Source organism: Candidatus Bipolaricaulota bacterium, assembly GCA_021159055.1.
Lineage (GTDB): Bacteria > Bipolaricaulota > Bipolaricaulia > UBA7950 > UBA9294 > S016-54.
Genome location: JAGGSO010000007.1, coordinates 1 through 18,801, shown reverse-complemented (window position 1 = coordinate 18,801; position 18,801 = coordinate 1). Strand labels below are relative to the sequence as shown.

The following is an 18,801-nucleotide window of genomic DNA, read 5'->3' as shown; positions in this document are numbered from 1 at the left end:
GCGGGGGAGCCAATTCCTGGGGAGGATCTCCTCTGGGGAGTCGGTCATTGTCAATGGTCATCCCCTCCGGATCGCGCCCCCGCGCGAAGAGATCCCGACAGGGACAGAGGTGGAGGTAATCGTGCGCGAGGAAGACGTGCGCCTCGGGCCGGGGGAGAACCCCCTACCGGTCGAGGTCGTGGAGAGCGAGTACCACGGCGACGCGCGGGTGATCATCGCCTCTACCCCGATTGGGATCGTGCGGGCGCGGATCCCGGAGTGGGAAGAGTCGGTACAACCCGGGGCTCGGCTCACCTTTCATCTCCCTCCAGATCGGATATTCGTCTTCCCCGCGGGTAACGAGTTGAGTTGATAACACCATCATGGATGTGCTAGGATTTCCCCATGAAAAAGCCGCTCAGAAAGGGGTTGAGCTACACCCTTTCCATCGTGGTTGGGGTTGGGCTCCTCGGAGGGGTCCTTTATTACGTGGGATGGCGAAACGTCCTCTCCCAGATCAACGCGCTCGGGATCATAGGAGCAGCAGCGGTCTTCGGGGACGTCGTCCTGGCGATAGCGGCGTGGATCCTCAGCTGGTGGGTGATCCTGCGGGCGTACGGGGTTGACCTCCGGTTTCGCAGCGTCGTCGGCTCACGCCTGACCGGGTACGCGATCAGCTACGTCACCCCGTCCCTCTACTTCGGCGGAGAACCGATCCGCGCGGCGATGGTCGTCCATCGCACCGATGCCCCTGCCACCCGGATCGTGGCCACGATCGTGGTCGAGCGATTCCTCGGTGGAGTGAGCCTCCTGTTGTTCATCCTGATCGGGGTGGTCTACGCCGTCCTCTCCCCGCAGATCGCCCCGGACCAAAAGCACATCGTTGTTGCCGGGGTCGGGCTCATCCTCGTGTTTATAATCATCGGAATAATCGACTTCGCCGGGAATTTCAAGTGGATCAGCCGCGCGATCAGACTGATTCGTCACATCCTCCCCCGGTTCAAGAACGGGATAAACCGTGCGGCGGACAAGGTCGCGGAGACGGAGGACGAGATCTACAACGCGTTCACCCGTCACTGGCGCGGGACGCTCTTGGCGTTCGCCTTCCAAGTGATCGCCACCTTCTTTTCCTACATCAGACCGCAGGTCTTTTTTTATTACTCCGACCACATCGTATTCAACTTCGCCCAGCTCTCGCTCCTGTTTACGCTGAACATCATCCTCTCCTTCTTCCTCTGGATCACTCCCGGCGGGATGGGGACGGGAGAGATGGCGATGATCGGAATCTTTCACCTCGTCGCCCCGGAGATCGGGAAAGGAGGAGCGGTGACGTACTCGCTGATGTTCAAGTTCTTCGAGCTTATCTTTGTTGCGATCGGACTGATGTACTTGTTCAACCGCGGGATCGGGACGTTCAAGCGAAAGGGGAAAGAGTCCTCCGATCCTTGAAACCCCGCGAAACATGGGATAAACTGATCTTGCCGTCCGCAAGTGGACGGGATGGATGATGGAGTCCATCCGGAGCGCCTCATGTAAGGCTGATGACTCCTACGAGTCTCGCCGAACGGGGCGCACTTTATTTTGCACCTCCGGCGTGATCAGGAGGAGCCAATGAAAGGCATGCTGAGCGAACGGACGGAAGAGAAGAGCGAACCCTCTGTGCTGATTGACGAGTTGGTACAAGCGCTCGCTTCGCTGGAAGGCGGGTTTTCCCCGATCGTCGGTCAGCTCAACGACCTTGGGGAGAGAGTGCGTGAAAGACGGTTCCAGCTCGCGGTCCTCGGCCAGTTCAAGCGCGGGAAGAGCACCCTATTGAACGCGCTCCTGGGCGAGGAGATCCTCCCTACCTCGGTCCTTCCCCTTACCGCCATTCCCACTTACATTGCGTGGGGAGAGAAGCGTAAGGCAACGGTGTATTTCGAAGACGGGCGCGCTCCGGAGGAGTGTGCCTCGGAGGAGCTGCGCGCGTTCCTCGCCCGCTATGTCACGGAGAAGGAGAACCCGGAGAACCGCCGCGGGGTCGCGCGCGTCGAGGTGGCTCATCCCGCGTCGATCCTCGCCCGCGGAGTAGTACTGATCGATACTCCCGGGATCGGCTCCACGTTCCGCCATAACACGTCAACCACCCTGTCGTTCCTCCCCCAGTGCGATGCTGCCCGCAAGCGAGAGGAGGCCGGCGATGTCAGCAAGGAGATCTCCCGGTTGGAACGGATCAAGGCGCAGGTGCTCGCGGTAAAAGAGCGTCTGATCAAGGCAGCGGGATGAAAAACCCGTTCCGACGCGGAAAACCGACCGAGCAGGGATGGCTCTCCCGCCTCATCCACCCCGATGCGGCGTCGAGTTCCTCGGCCCTGTTCACTTATCACCTGCGGGAGAAATTGGAGCAGGAAGGATGCCCCCTGTGTAGGTTGGTGCGGGAGAGCGAGGAGCATTGGGTTTGGACGCTCCTGTACGAATTTACCGGGGACCCGGAGATCCACGCCAAGTTCGCGGCGGCAGGCGGGGTATGCTCCGAACACGCAACCCTGATCCAGCAGGTGACCGAATCCCGTCAGCTCGTCACCCCGAGCGGAGTCGCCCGGCTGTACGAGACGGTGACGCGGGAATTCCTGGGTGAAATCGCACACCCGAGGCCGGAACAGGACTGTCCCCTCTGCCGCTACCGCCACCAGGCCGAGGAGCGGTACGCCTACTTCCTCGCCACCACCCTGGCCGATCCAAAGTGGCGCGAGGCACTCTCCCATTCGGACGGGCTGTGCATCCCCCACTTCAAGCTGACGCTGGCACAGGCGAATCGAGAGGTACGGGACTACCTCATCGAGGAGCAGGCCCGTCGCCTGAAGGACCTTCTCCATCGCCTGCAGGAGCTGCAGCGCAAGCAGCGCTACGACGTCCCAGAGCCGGTGACTCCGGCGGAGTCAGCCGCCTGGCGCGAGGCGTTGTGGCGGTTCGGAGGGATGCGGTTTGATCGGTTGCTAGTGCGCGACTGAGGCGACCGCCTCGAGCGGGATCGGTCTTATCCTCCCATCGAGGAGTTCCGGGCCGCGCAGCGGTTCCACCTCGAACTCCTGGGGAATCGCCGCAGCCGGGTGACGAAAGCGGCGGGGAAGGACGAACCGCGAGATTCCACGCAGGTGCCGTTCTATTCCGATTTTCTTCAATAGGGCAGCGCCGGCAGGAAGAGGGCGACGGTGGATTCCCCCCAGTAAGGCCCCGAGTGGTCGCGGGGCGGGGGAAACAGGAAGATCGGCGATCCTATACCATCCGAACAGGCGCTTTCCGCCGTCGTCTCCGAGCGGCTCGTCCGGGAGTTCTTCCCGCGGGGCGGCGACATATACTGCACGCGGCGCAATCTCGGGAAATGCAAGAAAGAGCGCAAACAGCAATTCAGCTCCTTCGCCCAGATCATCCTGCACCGCCGGGAGCGCAAACCACGCCCGCAGGTAGGCCTCGTACGCCTTTGGCTCGGCATAGGCGAACTCCGGGGCGATCAGAAACGGGAGGATCGTTGTGCGCGACAGATTCGTCTGCATCTTGGCGTTCCATGGATCCTGTACCCGATCGACGATCGTCAGAAGCTCGCGATTGCGGCACTCCCCGATCTCGACCGTCACGTTGATCTCCGATTGCAGGGAAAACAAGGTCTTCTCGATCCCGGGATAATCCGGGGCATGGATCAGTTGATGGATCATCCGCGGGGCTCGGGCGCAGATGCGAAGAAGATTGAACCGCAGATCGCTCCGCGTGATATCCCGGCGCATGGCGGCAAGCGACGAGTCGTAGATCATTTCTACCCTCCTTTGTGCACAAGTTTGGGTAGAAGTCATCAACTGCTGACGCAGCACTTGCCGGCGGACTTCATCGCCGTGAATGATTGTAGCGCGGCATTCAACCGATGCAAGCGAAGCTGGCTCATACAAGCGCAGCGGTAGGCCGCGAGCGGTGGGGAAAGAAGAGCCGATGAGAAAAGCTTTCGTGCGATTAGATGAGCTCAGATCGGTGAGGGGGATCGGCTCCGCGGCGGGCGCAGGTGATCGCCGCCACTCGGCTGGCCCACTTGAGTGCGGCGTGAAGCTCCTCCGTTGGGATGCCTGTCAGGCGCTCAGGTAACAGGCGGTTGTGCTCGTGCAGCCAGGCAAGGAGGCCGGAGGTGAACGCATCCCCGGCTCCGACGGTATCCACCGCCGTGATTCGCTCTCCTTCAACCTTCACCACCTCGCGGCCGACATATCCGGTCGCTCCGGTCGCGCCGTGGGTGATGACCACAAGCCGCACCCCGCTTTCCAGCCAGCGCGCCGTCACGGCTTTCTCATCTTCGTTGGGATACAGATAGGCAAGGTCGGATCTGCTCGCCTTGACAATGTCGCTTAGCTGCAACCACCGGTTGAATCGGGCGAGATACGCGTCCCGATCGCTGATCTGGTTCGGGCGGACGTTCGGGTCAAACGATATGATCCTCTTGCCATGTTCCCGAGATAGAAACGCGGTAATGGCCGTTCCAATCGGTTCTCGCACCATGGCAAGTGAGCCGACGTGGATTGCCCGCACCTCGCTCGGAAGAGGGGTGGGGAAGGTGGTGAGCATACAGTCGGCTGTCTTGGTCCCGTAAAACGAGAACTCCGGTTCCGCACCGCCGAGGTGGATGAACGAGAGAGCGGTCGGTTCATCGCCTTCCATCAGGTAGCGGAGGTCGACCCCGCTGCTCTCGAAGCTCTTCCGCAACAAGCGGCCGAACCAATCCCGCGAGAGCCGGCCGACGAATCCGACCGGCACCCCAAGGCGCCCGAGGCCGATTGCCACATTGTGCGGCGAGCCACCAGGCCGGGGGATGTAACCCTCTTCTTTCCCACAGGAAGCGGGGAAGAAATCGATCAGCGCTTCTCCGATAACAAGGATCACAGCTCTTAAGTCCTTTTCAAGCGGTTTTTTCGATGACGATACGCGTCAAGTCCTCGGAGGATGTCTCCTCGGCTCTCTTTTCCGCGATCACTTCTCCACGCGATAGTATTATGAACCGATCTGTCACCGGAAAGATCTGGGGGAAGACGTGCGAGACGATGATCACTGCTATCCCCTGTCGCTTTAACCCGCGGATAAACTCGAGGATCCTCTCTACCCCTGTGGCGGACAAAGCCCGGGTTGGTTCATCGAGAATCACCAATCCCGCCTTGAACAACAATGCACGGGCCACTGCTACACCCTGTTGCTCCCCTCCGGAACAGAACCGCACTTCTTGGTCCACCTGTATGTTCAGTCCGAGCTCGTCGATCACTCGCCGGGCTGCCTGAGCCATCTTCTTGTTGTCCAGCACCTTGAGCGGGCCAAACTTAGTCCACGGCCGGCCGAGGAATATGTTCTGTAAGACTGTAAGCTGAGGGGCAAGAGCCTGCTCCTGGTATACTGTTTCGATTCCCAGGTTGCGTGCCTGCTCGATCGAGGTGATCTCGGTCTCCTTCCCTTTCCAAAATATTTTGCCAGAGGTCTTCCTCTCCACCCCGGAGATGATCTTAACAAACGTCGACTTCCCTGCTCCGTTGTCCCCGACCAGCGCAAGGACCTCGCCGGAGTATACCTCGATATTCACCCCGCGCAGAGCATGGATCTTGCCGTACCATTTGTGAAGGCTCTCCGTACGCAAAAGCGGCATTTTCTCGTTCACTTTTAACCTCCGTTCCTAGTGTGGCATCAGGATGCGGTCACGCAGACGACTGATGGCCATGTTGATCATCACCGCCACGAGGAGGACGAATCCGGTCAACACCCCCCGAATCTCCGGCGACACGTTAAGCATGGTGAGGCCGGCGTCAAGGATTCCGAGAAGGATGACTCCCCCCAGCGCTCCCATGATCGAGCCGCGTCCGCCGCGCAAGCTCACCCCGCCGAGGACCGCACCGGCAAACGCCTCAAATATCTTGTTCTGGGCGATTAGTGAGGTGACCGCACCAATGTAACCGAGGTAAATGAGTCCGGAAAAACCAGCGAGAAGGCCACCCAAGGTGAATACTCCGAACAGGACCTTCCCCACGTTGATCCCCATCATCATCGCCGCTTTTGGGTTGTCGCCGACAGCATAGACGGATACCCCAAATTGCGTGTAGCGCAGCATCAGGTGGAGGAGCAACGCCATGAAGAGGAACAAGAAGATGGCGATGTGCACTCCCCCTATCGTTCCGCTCCCCGGAGCAAGGAATGAAGCGGGAAGGTTTACGATCGCCCCCCGGCGGATCCAGAACGTTGCCCAGTCGAACACGATGAACGTCCCTAAGGTGGCAAGGAACGGATTATACTTGAGCTTCCCCACCAGCAACCCGTTCACCGCCCCGAACGCCGTCCCGGCAATTAAGACGATGATGACCCCCAGCCATCCTGGGAGGCTTGGCGCCATCACTCCGAGAATAAAACCACCGACCATCGCTGACAACCCCGCGTTTTGGGCGAGAGAGAGGTCCATCCCGCCGGTGATCATCGCAAGCGCTTCGCCAAGGACGAGAAAGCCGAGCATCGAGCTTACATACAGGATGAACTCTACATTGTGAATCGTCAAAAAGCCCCGTGGATTCAAGATTATGAACAGGATGTAAAGGCCGGCGTTTATGAACCAGATGAAGTTATCGACTATGAGGACCTTTACACGCGTGTTTACTTGTGGCTTCATCTCAACCTCACCTTTAGCTTCAATCGGGCCATCGGGTCGGCGTCGACCCGATGGCCCGGGCTGCAGTCACGCCGTTGGGCGTTGACCTCCTCTACCAACCAGGAAGCGGGAAGTTCCCCCACAGAAGCGGGCTGTTGTAGTTGTCTTTGGTCACCACGACCGCATTCGTCTGGAACCAGATGTAGTCGTGTGTGATGTCACTGCTGAACTCGGTCATATGACGAATTTGAGCCGGTGCCCACATCGGTACCTTCCACGGATCAAGGCCCATGTGCTTTACTCCCGTGTCGAGATAAGGCTGCAATTGGTCGGCGGTGATCGTCTCTCCAAACTTGGGCAGCGCGGACGGACCCTTCTCTAGGTATTGAACCATGTAGTAGACGGCGATCGGGTTGTAGAACGCGGGAGTCTGGTCCACAGCGACATCGATGTTCCCAGCGCCGATCTCATCGCAGATCTGCGGGAAGGCATCGACGGTGGCGATGAACACGTCCTTGGGAGTGATTCCAGGTGCATCCTTGAGTGCTTCATCTGCACCCAGGGCCATCGACCCATTCTGAGCGAATACAGCGTCGATCTTTGTTCCACTGCGGAGCACGTTCAGAGTGACGGTCTTCGCCTTTGCCCGGTCCGATGTGGCTACCTGGGTGATCACTTTGACGTCGGGGTACTGATCGATCACGTCATGGAACCCACCCCCGCGCATTATGTCTTCGGAGGTTCCCGGACCTGAGGAGAGTTCGAGCACGGTTCCCTTCACTTCACCGATCGGCTCAACCTTATCCCGCAGGTACTCTACGATCTTCTGAGCGAGTTGCGCGCCAGCCTGTTTCTGCCCAAACCCGACGAACATCAGGGGATAGCTGCTGTCGACGACCGTGTTGGTGCAGATCACGGGAACGTTATGTTCCTTCGCGTAGTCCATCACCACACGCAGCGCCTTCACATCCCACGGGGAAATGATGAGCCCGTCGATCCCCATGTCGATCAGGCGCTTGGCCTGGGTGATCTGGGTAGCGGTGTCGTACCCCGCTTCCGTCCAGGTGGAACGGATCCCCAAATCGGCGCAGTACCAGTTGAACGCCTTGACGTACAGGTCTTCCCAAACGTTGCGGACCGAGTGGGCGGCAAGTCCGAGGAACATTGGATGCCCGTTGACGTACAATGTCTTAGTGCTTTCATCGGCGTAGCTCGTTCCCACCATCAGTGTAAGCAACGCCACCAGAATCAATGTTACGGACAAGATTCTCTTCATCTCTAGACCTCCTTATTTTCGCTGCCTGCTGTCTCTTTGTTCTTTCCCCTTCGCCCGGTAAATTCGCTTCCAGTCATATATCACCTCCCCTTAATCAGAATCATGGGATAGTATTTACAGATCCACGTCGTAAGAAGCGGGTTGGAATCCTCACCTCGACTGTGGAGCGGTTATGCTGGTTTAAGTTTGCAAAGAGGATCTCTACTGCCCTTTCTCCGATTAGGTAAGGATCTTGGGCAACGGTTGTGAGCGGGGGGTTGAACGCCGCTGCCCAATCGAAATCGTCAAACCCGATCACCGACACGTCTTGCGGGCAGTGGAGCTCAAGCTCGTGGATGGCCATCATCAGCCCGATCGTCATCAGGTTGTTGGTGGCGAAGACCGCGCTCGGACGATCCGCTCTGTCGAGCAGCGTTACGGATGCTTTCCGTGCTCCTTCCACTTGCGAATGACCATATACGATGAGGGACGGATCTGCGGCGATTCCCGCCTCGGCAAGAGCGCGTTCATACCCGTGCAACCGCTCGGTGGTGGTGGAAACGTGGGGAAGTCCGAGGACGATCCCGATTTTGCGATGCCCTTGCTCGATCAGATAGCGGGTCGCTTGATACGCCCCCTCCTCGTTCTCCGACAGGACGGCCGGGGCAGCCACCCCTTCCACCTTTCGGTCGATGAACACGATCTGCATTCCCCGTGCGATCAGATCCTTGATCAGGCCGTCGTTCTTTCCGGTCGGGGCAATGATCATCCCGTCCACGCGCTTGCGGGAGAGAAGCTGTAGGTAGACGAGTTCGTTCTCCAACTTTTCGCTTGTGTTGCAGATGAGGAGGCTGTACCCGTTCTCCCGAGCGCAATCTTCTGCTCCTCGGATCAACGTGGCGAAGAACGGGTTGCTGATGTCGGAGATGACCGCGCCGATCACATGAGTGGTGCGAGTACGCAGTGACTGGGCGACTGCATTGGGGTGATAACTCAACTCCTCCATCGCCGCCCGCACCCGCGCCGCTGTCTCCGGAGCGACGTTCCTTGTTCCGTTGATCACGTACGAAACTGTCGCCACCGATACTCCTGCTTTTTTCGCCACATCCTTTATCGTTGCCATTTCTAAACGTTTAGTCTAACCGTTTAGAAAGATACCACGAAACGGCTGGTTTGTCAAGCCCTAAGCGGGAAATTGAGATAGCAACAGGATTTGCTTTCGTGCTTGTTCCAATTGTCCCTTTGAGTACAATGACGCACATGCGCTACTACATCGAGACTGATGGGAGGGTCTTCCTCGTAAACCGCGGTGGTACCTTCGGGCTTCCCGCGAGGGATGAGATCCCATTCCCGATCGAGGAGATCGCCCCATTGGCGACCGATCCGCCGGTGATGTTCGCCACTCCGCAACTTCCACGGTTTCCGCACGAGTGGCCGAGCAAGGATGAGTTGGCCAGCACGAACGCGGCGACACCGCTTGTCCGCGCAGCAGTGCACGCATCGATGCCGCGGGTGGTGGTCGAGGGGATCGCGATCCAGGATGGAAACGTCCTTTTGGTCAAGGGAAGCCGGGGGCTCACCGAGGGGCGGTGGTCGCTCCCCGGCGGGTTCGTCCGGTTCGGGGAATCCCCGGCCGCCGGGCTCGTGCGCGAGGTGCGGGAGGAGCTGCGGGTCGAAGCATCGATCGATGAACTGGTCGACGTGCGGGCCAAACTCGGCGAGATCAGCCGCCTCCATTGGATCATGGTCTTCTACCGGATCACGATCGATGGAGCCCCGAATCCGGATCCGGATGAGATCGCGGAAGCGCGGTTCTTCCCGCTCGAGGAGGCTAAGGAGCTGGTGAGCGATTCCCTGATGCGGGCTGTGCTCTCTTCTCTATAGGAGATCCGTCCCGATGCTCAGGCGGACCTCCTGGCTCCATTCGAGGTAGTACGGCTCGTGTTCAAACATCATTTCCAGGGTGATGCGGGCGGTCCGAATCGGAGTGAAATCGAGGTTGATGGTGATCTTGTGCGAATCGTCCACCTCACCGAGGCGCGCCTCCTGCACGAAGGTGTAACTTCCGGAAAAACTGAGGAAATCGGAGATTAGGTAGTCGTAGCTCGCCGCGACGGAGAGCTCGTGCTCTTTCACGATGTCGAGCGGGCCGGTGATGCTCCCTTGAATGAGAAACTGGGCCCGCGGGGTGGCGGTGAACGCGTAGTTGAACGAGGCGGTAGCGAACAGGTCGTTTGCCCCTCCCATCGGGTCGAGGATCTCGTAGCTCAACCCGAGCTTCGCCTCTCCACCGCAGTAGCGGGAATGGGTGTTGTCCCTGACGATGTTCCCCATCTCCGAGATGTCGAGGGCGTCGAGCCCTCCCTCCTTCACCAAGCCGCTCCCCTCCACGATCTCCTGCAATGCGGAGAGGAGGTCGGCGGTGGTGGGATAGGTGGAGGCGTTGTCGATCTCATGGGCGAGGGCCTGAAGGTCGATGTCAGAGAGGTGATCGGCCAAACTCCCCCGCGCAACCAGATAGGAGTCGATCTCTATTGCCTTGGCGAGCGGAGTGACGTTCGCAAACCTTCCGTACCCCAGTCCAAGGTTCACCGAGATCCCAATCGTCTCGTAGTTCGATGCGGTCTTTCCGCACACCCCGGCGAACCCGAAGAAGTCGCGATCAGGGGAGAGGTAGCGCTTCACACTCCCGTCGGCGTTCACGTTGTACGTGGATAGGGAAAGGACCGAGATCGTCATATCGTTCTTCGCGGCGAAGTCGTACCCGAAGTCCGGAGAGTCGTAGATGCGGGTGTAATGGACCTGAAAACTGCCGGCGTTGATGTCCTGGTCGTGCAGGCCATAGGGATCGTTGTAGTAGTGATAGGAAAAGCTCATTCCCAGGTTGGACAGGTCGCTCACCGGGGCGTGGTAATTGCAGAGCGGCATTCCGAACCCAACAAGGGAGAATAGTGACAGGACCGCGAAACCGACGATGTAGCGCTTCACTCCGCCTCACCTCCGGACTCAGGATACCCGCTCCCGCCCTTCCCCGCTACCGTCTCCTTCCCGTTTACGGGTGAGGGATGTCCGTCCCGCTGCACGGCCCTCGTCCCGAACGTGTTCTGGAGCCGATCGATCGTCCGATCGAGGGTCTCATCGGTCGTGAACAGGGGGAGTTGGCGTGCCTTCCCTGCGGTGAGGTTCCCCACCCCGACCCCGAGGAGGCGCACTCCTTCCCCGGACAGCTCAACCCGGCGACGCAGGAGCCCGATCGCCGTCTCCTCGATCAGGTAGGTGGAGTCGGTCGGGGCCTCCATCCGTGCCTGGCGGGTTATCGTGCGAAAGTCGGGAAACCGCACCTTGATCCGGACGGTCTTTCCCAACAGGCCGTCCCGCCGCAGCTGCCCCGCCACCTCACGCGCCATCCGCCGCACGATTCGCTCTATCTCCTCCCGCTCGTAGACGTCGTGCGGGAACGTGACCTCGCGGGAGACCGACTTTGCCTCTCGCTCCGGCCGGACTGGAGTGTCATCCTCCCCCCGCGCGAGGTGGTACAGGACCCGGCCGTACTTCCCGAACTCGCGCACGAGGAGCTCGATCGGTGCCTCCCGTAGCGCACGGATCGTGTCGATCCCGAGGCCGTGCAGCCTCCGTGCCGTGACCTTTCCCACCCCGAAGATCCGCTCGACCGGAAGGGGATCGAGGACCTCCTGCACCCGGTCCGGGGTGATGATCACAAGCCCGTCCGGTTTCTCCAGCTCAGAGGCGATCTTCGCCAGGAACCGGTTCGGGGCAAGCCCGACCGAACAGGTGAGCCCGGTCTCCTCCCGCACCCGGGACTTGATCGATCTTAGGATTTCCTCCGCCGGACCGACCACCCGTTCGGAACCGGTCAGGTCGAAGAACGCCTCGTCGAGCGAGATCGGTTCGATGATCGGGGTGTAGTCGCGGATGATGGCGCGGACGTGGTCGGAGATCTCCTTGTAGCGGGGAAAGCGGGGCGGGAGGAAGATCGCGTGCGGGCAGAGCTTGCGCGCTTTCGCCATCGGCATTGCACTTTTCACCCCGAACTCCCGCGCCTCGTACGATGCGGTTGATACCACCCCGCGCGGACCGAGCCCGCCGACGATCACCGGCTTGCCCCGGTAGGCGGGGTTGTCGAGTTGCTCCACCGCGGCGTAGAACGCGTCCATGTCGAGGTGCCCGATCTTGCGCGCATCTTTTTCCATCGCGGGAAAGAGGATAGAATCGAGCGGCATGACTATCAAGACGCGCATCGCTCTGACCGGCCGGCCGGGGGTGGGGAAGACGACCCTGATCGAACGGGTCCTTACCCGCGTCCCGCTCTCCTATGGGGGGATGGTCACAAAGGAGATCAGGAAGTGCGGTCACCGGGTCGGTTTCTCCGTGATCGACTTAGCGACCGGGGCCGAGGGGGTCCTCGCCCACCTCCACGTCCGGGGCGGGCCGAAGGTCGGACGCTACACTGTTAACCTGAAGGATTTGGAGGCAATCGGGATCGCGGCGATCGAGCGCGCGTTAGCCGAGCGGGAGTTGGTGGTGATCGACGAGCTCGCCCCGATGGAGATCGCCTCTCCCCGGTTCATCCCGACTGTCGAGCGTGCGTTGGCAAGCGGGAAGTCGCTCATCGTCTCCACCCACGCCCATCTCGATCACCCGCTCGTTCACCGGGTGCGCCGTGAACTGAAGCTGTTCCGGGTGAAGCTGAGCAACCGCGACGCCCTTGTCGATCAGATCGTCAACGAGTTCATCGGATGAGCAAGATGGGGATCAACCAGCGCTTTTTGTGCCAGAGGTGGGAGTCGAACCCACACGACCCGAAGGCCACGGGATTTTGAGTCCCGCGCGTCTGCCAATTCCGCCACTCTGGCGTGTGGGATGATTTTAGTGGAGGGCGGGGAGGTAATCAATCCCGACGTTGTTTCTCGGGAATAATGCGCGGTTAGAGGGAGAAAATCCTATTCTGAAGAGGATTATACGGTTTGTATCGCCGTACTTGACAAACGCTAGCATGGTGTTATAATGCGCACCGGTTAGCTTGTGGTGATGATGGGCGCTGGTGGCGCCCGTTTTATAAGATTTTCCGGCCCTTCAACCGGGGCTAAGCCAGTCACCACCAAACAACAAGGGGAGCTTACGCCGTAAGATGTAAAGAGTCGGCGAGTCCGCGACGAGGTGTCGGCCTAACTTGGGCTTACAACCCAAGCGGGTGTGGTTCAGGTGCACTGTTTGACCTCCTTGGCAGTGTACTTTCCCACTCGATGGGCTGCCGTTCGATTCGGTATGGGCGAGGGAAACCGGGCTCCCCTCTTCCCTCCTTTTTTATTCCCCGAGTTTGATCAAGATATCCACCGCCGCGCTGCTCTCTCCGGCGATGAACGGGTTGACGTCCACTTCCGCGATCTCCGGATGATCGAGCCCGAGCCGTCCCAGCCGGTGGATAAACCGGGCGAGGGGGAAGATGGCGATCGGCGGTTGCCCCCGGAACGGCCCGAGAAGCGGGAAGGCACGGATCGAGCGGATCATCCCCTCGGCTTGCTCGGGCGAGACCGGAGCGACCCCGAATGCCACGTCATGCAGCGCCTCAACGAGCGTTCCCCCCACCCCGAACATCAGCACCGGCCCGAACAAGGGATCGCGCTCCATTCCGAAGATCAGCTCCCGTCCGGCGAGCATCGGCTGGAGGAGGACTCTCCCGCGAAGCCCCTCCTCCTGCATGATCCGCGTGAGCGCCTCGATCGCCCGGTCGAGTGCGTCCCGATCGGTGATCCCGGTGATAACCGCTCCACGCTCGAACCGGTGCAGGAGTCCGGGAGCGTCGATCTTCGCCACGATGGGGAATCCGACCTGATCGATGAATTCGTCTATCCCGGCTTCATCCGCGTAGGCGTACGGACAGACCGGGATCCCATATGCGGTGAGGACTTCCGCCCCTTGGGAGAACGATAGGGTACGGTGCCCGGCTGATTTCGCGGCGGCAACGGCACGGGCAGCACGCGCCCGGTCCGGAACAAACGGGTCCGGCTGGTATGCCGGCCCTTGCTTCCTGGCGCGGTGGAGGAAGGCGAGCGCCCGCACCCCTGCGTCGGGCATGGTGTAGACCGGGATCCCGGCGCGGGTGAGGGCGTCCCGGAACGGCTGTGCCGCCGGGCTCTCGCTCAAGGTACACGCCACGATCGGCTTTTCCCGCCTCTGCGCGATTATCCCTTCTGCCACTTCCTCCACTCCTCCGGTGAGGACGAGGGGGGGACGGAAGATGACGAGAGCGGCGTCCGCCTCCGCGAGGGTGACGGCAAGGGCACGGGAGTAGTCATCGGCCCCGGCGGTGGCGATCATGTCGACCGGATTCCCGGTGCTCGCCTCCGGCGGGAGGAACTCCGCTAGTGCGCGGCGCACCCCGTCCGAGAACCGGGGGACGCTCAGCCCTACCCGTTCGCACGCGTCGGCGGCGAGGATCCCGGCCCCGCCGGCATTGGTGAGGATCGCAACCCGATTGCCATGCGGGAGGGTGGGATGGCGGAGAGCCCGCAGGGCGATGAGCACTTCCTCGATGGATAACACACGGATGATCCCGCTCTGGCGCAGGAACGCATCGACCACCGCATCCGGGGTGGCGAGCGCCCCGGTGTGGGAGGCGGCGGCGGCCGCTCCGGCGCGCGTTCGCCCCGCCTTCAGCATCAGGATCCTCTTCTCGCTTCCGATTTCCTCCACCAGCTCCCGTAGGCCTCTGGGGTCGGAGAAGCTCTCCAGGTAGAAGAGGATCGTACGGATGCCGGGATCATCGGCGATCCCGGCGAGGATGTCGTTCTCGGTCAGGCCGGCCCGGTTCCCGAGGTTGACGAACACCGACACCCCGATCCCCATCCGCTCGAAGAACTCCAGAAAGGTCTCCCCCAGGGAACCGCTCTGGGAGATGAACGCCACTTCGCCCGGTTGCGGGAAGAACCGGGAAAAGGAGGCGTTCAGCGACACGTCCGGAGAGCTGTTGATGATCCCCATGCAGTTCGGGCCGATCAGGTTGATCCCGTACTGATCCGCGGTCTTGCGCAGCTCCTCCTCGAGCTTCGCCCCAGCCGGCCCCGATTCCTTGAATCCGGCGGTGATCATGACGACATTCGGGATCTTGGCGTTTCCGCATTCATCGACCACCCGAACCGCCAGATCGCGCCGCACCGCGATCACCGCGAGGTCGACCGGGCCGGACAGATCGCGCACAGAGGCGTAACACCGCATTCCATCGATCTCTGCGTATTTCGGATTGACGGGATAGACATCGCCCTTGTACCCGTTCCGTACGACGTTCCGCAGGATCTCCCCTCCGACGGAACCGGGCCGCGGGCTTGCTCCGACGATCGCCACTGCACGCGGGCGAAGGAGCGAACGGATATCTCGACGTGGCTTCATCTTTCCTCCGAAGGAGCTGTTGGGGAAATGATACGCCCCTGCCCCGGGATTCGCGAGGCGGCATAAAACAAAACGACAGCCACACTGGAAAGCAAGCATTCCTACTTGCTTTACGAGTTGTGAACTGCCGTTTTTGAAGGTTCTACAACCTTCCTCGGTCCGTTGCCCGCCCAAAACGGCAGGTAGGCACGGAGCCGGGCCGTCCTACCCTTTCTTCACTTTAAGCTCAGACCCGACCTTGACGGCCTTCAGCTTCTTGGCGACGATATCCTTCAGGTTCTTCCCTGGCTTAAAGGCCGGCACAACTTTCTTCGGGACAGTGATTCGCTTCTGGGTCTGAGGATTGATCCGCTTGGATTCTTTCCGGGCCCTGGCCTCGAACTTACCGAATCCGGTCAGAAGGACCTCCTCGTTAGAAGCCAGCGCGTCGGTGATCAGTTCGATCATCGCATCCAGTGCCTTACGCGCATCCTTCTTCGTAAAACCGGTCTTGGCCGCCAGCTTGTCTACGAACTCTCCTTTGTTCACCCTGTCACCCCCTTTCTTCTAGAAGATTTCCTCCATTATAATTATCGAAGAGCCCGATGTCAAGAGGAGAAGGGCATTCCCGCCGAAAGGGGGGCCGAAGCGATGGGGACGAAACAAATTTTATCCCCAACAGATCAGCACTTTCATCGATTTGACTTCCTGCCGCTTCCCGAGTAAAGTTACCACCTGGACATCGATAGTGAGGTGCAAGTGTGAGAGAATACGAGATTGTTTACGTCATTAAACCCGACCTCTCCGACGAGGAGCGGGCGGAGAAGGTTGCGCGCATTCAAAGCCTGATCACCGACCACAACGGTGAGGTCGAGGACATGGACGATTGGGGTAAGCGGGTACTGGCGTACGAGATAAAGCACTATTCCGAGGGGTATTACGGGCTGATCAACTTTCGCCTCCCTCCGGAGTCGGTAGCCGCGGTGGAGGAGCGGCTGAACATCGACGAAGATCTCCTCCGCTATCAGATCGTCTGCCGGACGAAGAAGAGGTAGGGATGAGTGCCAGCCTGAACAAGGTGATCCTGATCGGGAACCTGACCTCTGACCCGGAGCTTCGCTACACCGCGGGCGGAACAGCGCGGGTGCGGTTCTCGATCGCGATAAACCGCCAGTACAAGGACGCCTCCGGCCAGCTGCAGGAGGAGACGACGTTCGTTCCGATCGTCGCGTGGGGGACGCAGGCGGAGAACTGCGCCAACTACCTATCCAAGGGGAGATCGGTCGCAGTCGAGGGGAGACTGCGGATCGACTCGTTCGAGAACGCCGACGGCGAGAGGAAGAAGGTGGTTGAGGTCGTGGCGAACAACGTCCAGTTCCTCGGCGGCCCCCGCAGCACCGAGCCGGGAGCGGTTACGCCCCCTCCGGAAGCGGCGGAAGACAGTGGAGACAAGGGAACAGATGAGGAGGTTCCGTTTTAGGTATGTTCTACAAGAGAAGACGTGTATGCCGTGTATGTGAGCGCAAGATCGAACTCGATTACAAGCGTCCGGAAGAACTGAAGCAGTACATGAACCGGGTGGGGAAGATCCTCCCCAAGCGGGCGACCCACCTGTGCGCCAAGCACCAACGCCAACTGGCGCGTGAGATCGACCGGGCGCGCAAGCTCGCTCTCCTTCCCTACACCGCCGAGAAATAACCTCCTCGTCCGATCCCGCAAACGGTATGGCGGACATCGATCGGATCGTGGGGTGGTTGACCGACCGCGCGCGGCGGTCCGTTCATTCGGCGCCGCTTGAATCCCGGGTGCCGGGGGATGTACATCGCAGCGCGAGCGGGACATGCTACCGGATTGAGTCCCGCGCTCCGGTGCGGATTGCACTTCCAGCGGCGGATGAGGCGATAAGCGCTGTCCTCTCCGAGCTTCGCCTCCTCTACGGGATCGGCCGGGCGAGCGCGGAGAGATTGACCGAAGACGGATACGGTACGATCGGGGACCTCCTTTCCCATCCCCGCTGGAGCGCAGCGGCGCAGTCGCTCCTCGAGCATTGGGGTGACCCACCCGACCTCCATCGCGTCTACACGACGATGTCCTACTGGCTCCCTGCCTCTCACCCCCTCTTTCTTATCCTCCCCGGGCTCGCTCCGCTCCCCCGCATCTGCTTCTTCGACCTGGAGACCCTCGGCCTGTACGGGTCACCGATCTTCCTCGCCGGGCTCGGCCGCCCGACCTCCGCGGGTGAGATCGCGATCACCCAGTACTTCGCGCGGGGGATGGAGGAGGAGCTCGGGCTGCTCGAGGCGATCAGGGATGAACTCTCAGATTGCCTGTTTCTCATCACCTACAACGGGAAGGCGTTCGACTGGACGACGACCCGCGCCCGACTCGCGTTCTATTCGCTTCCTTTCCCGCCCGATCCCCTCCACCTCGATCTCCTCCCCCACGCCCGCCGCCGGTTTCGGGGTGCCCTCCCCGACGCTCGACTGGAGACGGTCGAGCAAGGGGTGCTCGGGATCGCGCGGAAGGGCGACGTCCCGAGCGAGGAGGTTCCCCGCTGCTACGAGGACTACCTGGCGACCGGAGATCCGGCCCCAATCCTCCCGGTGATCGCGCACAACCGCCAGGACGTGGAGACCCTCGCCCTCCTCTACTCCCATTTCCTCGCCGATGAACGGGATCGTTGACCGGATAAGGAGGACCCCCTGGTACCGGGGGCAGATCGCCCACGTGGCGCGAGTCCCGGCGGAGAGGGCCCGACCGGCGACGCTCGCGCTTCACCCCCGCCTCCGCGCGTACCTCGACGCACGCGGGATCACCCTGTATCACCACCAGGGGGAGGCGATCAGCGCACTGCGGGAGGGGAAGGACGTGATCATCACGACTCCGACCGCGTCCGGGAAGACGCTCGCGTTCAACATCCCGATCCTCGAGCGGATGATCGTGGATGAAGACGCGTGCGCCCTGTACATCTACCCGCTCAAGGCGCTCGCCAACGACCAGCTCGGCAAGCTCCGTGCCCTGGAGCGCGGCTGCGGGCTCGAGCTTCACCCCGCCACCTACGACGGAGACACCCCGACCGGAAGCCGGGGACGGATCAAGGCCCACGCGCGGATCGTCCTCACCAACCCCCACGCCCTCCACCACTATCTCCCCTGGCACCACCAATGGGCCCGGTTCTTCCGTAACCTGCGGTTCATCGTGATCGACGAGGCACACACCTACCGCGGGGTGTTCGGGGCGAACGTCGCGCTCCTCCTGCGTCGGTTGTACCGGATCCTCGAGCATTACGGGGCTCATCCCCAGGTGATCCTCTCCTCGGCCTCGATCGCCAACCCGACCGAGTACGCCCGCCTCCTCACCGGACGCGACGCGGTAGCGATCACCGAATCCGCCGCCGGGAGGGGGGAGAGGACGATCGTGTTCTGGGACGGGCTCGTCGATCCCGACGTTCCCCTCTACCTCCAGGCGGCGCGCCTCCTCGCAACGATCACCTCCCAGGGGATCCAGACGATCTGTTTCACCCGCTCCCGCGCCCAGGCCGAGCTCG

21 protein-coding genes and 1 tRNA gene are annotated in these 18,801 nt (G+C 61.0%); 11 read left to right on the top strand and 11 right to left on the bottom strand.

The features are described from left to right. The 4 genes from J7J55_00355 to J7J55_00340 all read left to right on the top strand — a co-directional run. Positions 1-352, top strand: a 352-nt coding sequence (locus J7J55_00355; protein ID MCD6141169.1) for a TOBE domain-containing protein, incomplete at its 5' end; no start/stop codon positions are given. A 32-nt stretch (positions 353-384) separates the two neighbouring features. Then, entirely contained in the window at positions 385-1,428 is a 1,044-nt protein-coding gene (locus J7J55_00350) for a flippase-like domain-containing protein (GenBank protein MCD6141168.1), read from the top strand. A 162-nt stretch (positions 1,429-1,590) separates the two neighbouring features. Beyond that, entirely contained in the window at positions 1,591-2,244 is a 654-nt protein-coding gene (locus J7J55_00345; GenBank protein MCD6141167.1) for a dynamin family protein, read from the top strand. Further along, positions 2,241-2,969, top strand: coding sequence for a hypothetical protein (locus J7J55_00340; GenBank protein ID MCD6141166.1), 729 nt, complete (start codon positions 2,241-2,243; stop codon positions 2,967-2,969). The genes J7J55_00345 and J7J55_00340 overlap by 4 nt, the downstream gene beginning before the upstream one ends. On the opposite strand, the gene J7J55_00335 is transcribed toward J7J55_00340, so the two are convergent. The 6 genes from J7J55_00335 to J7J55_00310 form a co-directional block, all read right to left on the bottom strand. Next, positions 2,955-3,767, bottom strand: a complete 813-nt coding sequence (locus tag J7J55_00335; GenBank protein MCD6141165.1) for a hypothetical protein — start codon at positions 3,765-3,767, stop codon at positions 2,955-2,957. The two genes, J7J55_00340 and J7J55_00335, sit on opposite strands and share 15 nt — an antisense overlap. 193 nt (positions 3,768-3,960) lie before the next feature. Further along, positions 3,961-4,878, bottom strand: a complete 918-nt coding sequence (locus tag J7J55_00330) for a carbohydrate kinase (protein MCD6141164.1) — start codon at positions 4,876-4,878, stop codon at positions 3,961-3,963. Positions 4,879-4,894: 16 nt separating this feature from the next. Beyond that, the gene (locus J7J55_00325) at positions 4,895-5,638 is read right to left on the bottom strand and encodes a sugar ABC transporter ATP-binding protein (protein ID MCD6141163.1); all 744 of its coding nucleotides are present in this window, start codon (positions 5,636-5,638) and stop codon (positions 4,895-4,897) included. A 15-nt stretch (positions 5,639-5,653) separates the two neighbouring features. After that, the gene (locus tag J7J55_00320; GenBank protein MCD6141162.1) at positions 5,654-6,634 is read right to left on the bottom strand and encodes an ABC transporter permease; all 981 of its coding nucleotides are present in this window, start codon (positions 6,632-6,634) and stop codon (positions 5,654-5,656) included. Between the two features lie 91 nt (positions 6,635-6,725). Next, positions 6,726-7,889, bottom strand: a complete 1,164-nt coding sequence (locus J7J55_00315; protein ID MCD6141161.1) for a sugar ABC transporter substrate-binding protein — start codon at positions 7,887-7,889, stop codon at positions 6,726-6,728. Between the two features lie 100 nt (positions 7,890-7,989). Next, entirely contained in the window at positions 7,990-8,949 is a 960-nt protein-coding gene (locus tag J7J55_00310; GenBank protein ID MCD6141160.1) for a LacI family DNA-binding transcriptional regulator, read from the bottom strand. Between the two features lie 170 nt (positions 8,950-9,119). Between J7J55_00310 and J7J55_00305 the strand changes: the two genes are divergently transcribed. Then, on the top strand, positions 9,120-9,752 hold the full coding sequence (locus J7J55_00305) for an NUDIX hydrolase (GenBank protein ID MCD6141159.1): 633 nt from the start codon (positions 9,120-9,122) through the stop codon (positions 9,750-9,752). Here the strand turns inward: J7J55_00305 and J7J55_00300 are convergent. Together J7J55_00300 and J7J55_00295 are read right to left on the bottom strand one after the other, a co-directional pair. Next, positions 9,747-10,856, bottom strand: a complete 1,110-nt coding sequence (locus tag J7J55_00300; protein ID MCD6141158.1) for a hypothetical protein — start codon at positions 10,854-10,856, stop codon at positions 9,747-9,749. The genes J7J55_00305 and J7J55_00300 overlap by 6 nt on opposite strands. Continuing rightward, positions 10,853-12,079, bottom strand: a complete 1,227-nt coding sequence (locus tag J7J55_00295; GenBank protein ID MCD6141157.1) for a DNA polymerase IV — start codon at positions 12,077-12,079, stop codon at positions 10,853-10,855. Before J7J55_00295 ends, J7J55_00300 begins: the two co-directional genes overlap by 4 nt. 28 nt (positions 12,080-12,107) lie before the next feature. Here J7J55_00295 and J7J55_00290 point away from each other — a divergent pair, with 28 nt between their 5' ends. After that, positions 12,108-12,629, top strand: a complete 522-nt coding sequence (locus J7J55_00290; protein ID MCD6141156.1) for an NTPase — start codon at positions 12,108-12,110, stop codon at positions 12,627-12,629. A 29-nt stretch (positions 12,630-12,658) separates the two neighbouring features. Here J7J55_00290 and J7J55_00285 read toward each other — a convergent pair. The 3 genes from J7J55_00285 to J7J55_00275 form a co-directional block, all read right to left on the bottom strand. After that, a tRNA-Leu gene (locus J7J55_00285) sits at positions 12,659-12,742 on the bottom strand. 451 nt (positions 12,743-13,193) lie between these two features. Beyond that, positions 13,194-15,275 (bottom strand): acetate--CoA ligase family protein, encoded by a 2,082-nt coding sequence (locus J7J55_00280; protein MCD6141155.1) that lies wholly within the window; start codon positions 15,273-15,275, stop codon positions 13,194-13,196. Between the two features lie 204 nt (positions 15,276-15,479). Then, positions 15,480-15,803 carry an HU family DNA-binding protein gene (locus J7J55_00275; GenBank protein ID MCD6141154.1) on the bottom strand — a complete coding sequence of 108 codons (324 nt, stop codon included), beginning with the start codon at positions 15,801-15,803 and terminating at the stop codon, positions 15,480-15,482. Between the two features lie 212 nt (positions 15,804-16,015). Between J7J55_00275 and rpsF the strand changes: the two genes are divergently transcribed. The 5 genes from rpsF to J7J55_00250 all read left to right on the top strand — a co-directional run. After that, positions 16,016-16,309, top strand: a complete 294-nt coding sequence (gene rpsF, locus J7J55_00270; GenBank protein ID MCD6141153.1) for a 30S ribosomal protein S6 — start codon at positions 16,016-16,018, stop codon at positions 16,307-16,309. Positions 16,310-16,311: 2 nt separating this feature from the next. Beyond that, on the top strand, positions 16,312-16,734 hold the full coding sequence (locus J7J55_00265) for a single-stranded DNA-binding protein (protein MCD6141152.1): 423 nt from the start codon (positions 16,312-16,314) through the stop codon (positions 16,732-16,734). 2 nt (positions 16,735-16,736) lie between these two features. Then, positions 16,737-16,952 (top strand): 30S ribosomal protein S18, encoded by a 216-nt coding sequence (locus J7J55_00260; protein ID MCD6141151.1) that lies wholly within the window; start codon positions 16,737-16,739, stop codon positions 16,950-16,952. A 26-nt stretch (positions 16,953-16,978) separates the two neighbouring features. Continuing rightward, positions 16,979-17,938, top strand: coding sequence for a ribonuclease H-like domain-containing protein (locus J7J55_00255; GenBank protein ID MCD6141150.1), 960 nt, complete (start codon positions 16,979-16,981; stop codon positions 17,936-17,938). Next, on the top strand, positions 17,922-18,801 hold an 880-nt coding region (locus J7J55_00250; GenBank protein ID MCD6141149.1), incomplete at its 3' end, for a DEAD/DEAH box helicase. The genes J7J55_00255 and J7J55_00250, both read left to right, overlap by 17 nt.

Coding starts and splice junctions, on each gene's coding strand:
- J7J55_00350 (MCD6141168.1), top strand. CDS start 385: ATGAAAAAGCCGCTCAGAAAGGGGTTGAGCTACACCCTTTCCATCGTG.
- J7J55_00345 (MCD6141167.1), top strand. CDS start 1,591: ATGAAAGGCATGCTGAGCGAACGGACGGAAGAGAAGAGCGAACCCTCT.
- J7J55_00340 (MCD6141166.1), top strand. CDS start 2,241: ATGAAAAACCCGTTCCGACGCGGAAAACCGACCGAGCAGGGATGGCTC.
- J7J55_00335 (MCD6141165.1), bottom strand. CDS start 3,767: ATGATCTACGACTCGTCGCTTGCCGCCATGCGCCGGGATATCACGCGG.
- J7J55_00320 (MCD6141162.1), bottom strand. CDS start 6,634: ATGAAGCCACAAGTAAACACGCGTGTAAAGGTCCTCATAGTCGATAAC.
- J7J55_00315 (MCD6141161.1), bottom strand. CDS start 7,889: ATGAAGAGAATCTTGTCCGTAACATTGATTCTGGTGGCGTTGCTTACA.
- J7J55_00305 (MCD6141159.1), top strand. CDS start 9,120: ATGACGCACATGCGCTACTACATCGAGACTGATGGGAGGGTCTTCCTC.
- J7J55_00295 (MCD6141157.1), bottom strand. CDS start 12,079: ATGGAAAAAGATGCGCGCAAGATCGGGCACCTCGACATGGACGCGTTC.
- J7J55_00290 (MCD6141156.1), top strand. CDS start 12,108: ATGACTATCAAGACGCGCATCGCTCTGACCGGCCGGCCGGGGGTGGGG.
- J7J55_00280 (MCD6141155.1), bottom strand. CDS start 15,275: ATGAAGCCACGTCGAGATATCCGTTCGCTCCTTCGCCCGCGTGCAGTG.
- J7J55_00265 (MCD6141152.1), top strand. CDS start 16,312: ATGAGTGCCAGCCTGAACAAGGTGATCCTGATCGGGAACCTGACCTCT.
- J7J55_00260 (MCD6141151.1), top strand. CDS start 16,737: ATGTTCTACAAGAGAAGACGTGTATGCCGTGTATGTGAGCGCAAGATC.
- J7J55_00255 (MCD6141150.1), top strand. CDS start 16,979: ATGGCGGACATCGATCGGATCGTGGGGTGGTTGACCGACCGCGCGCGG.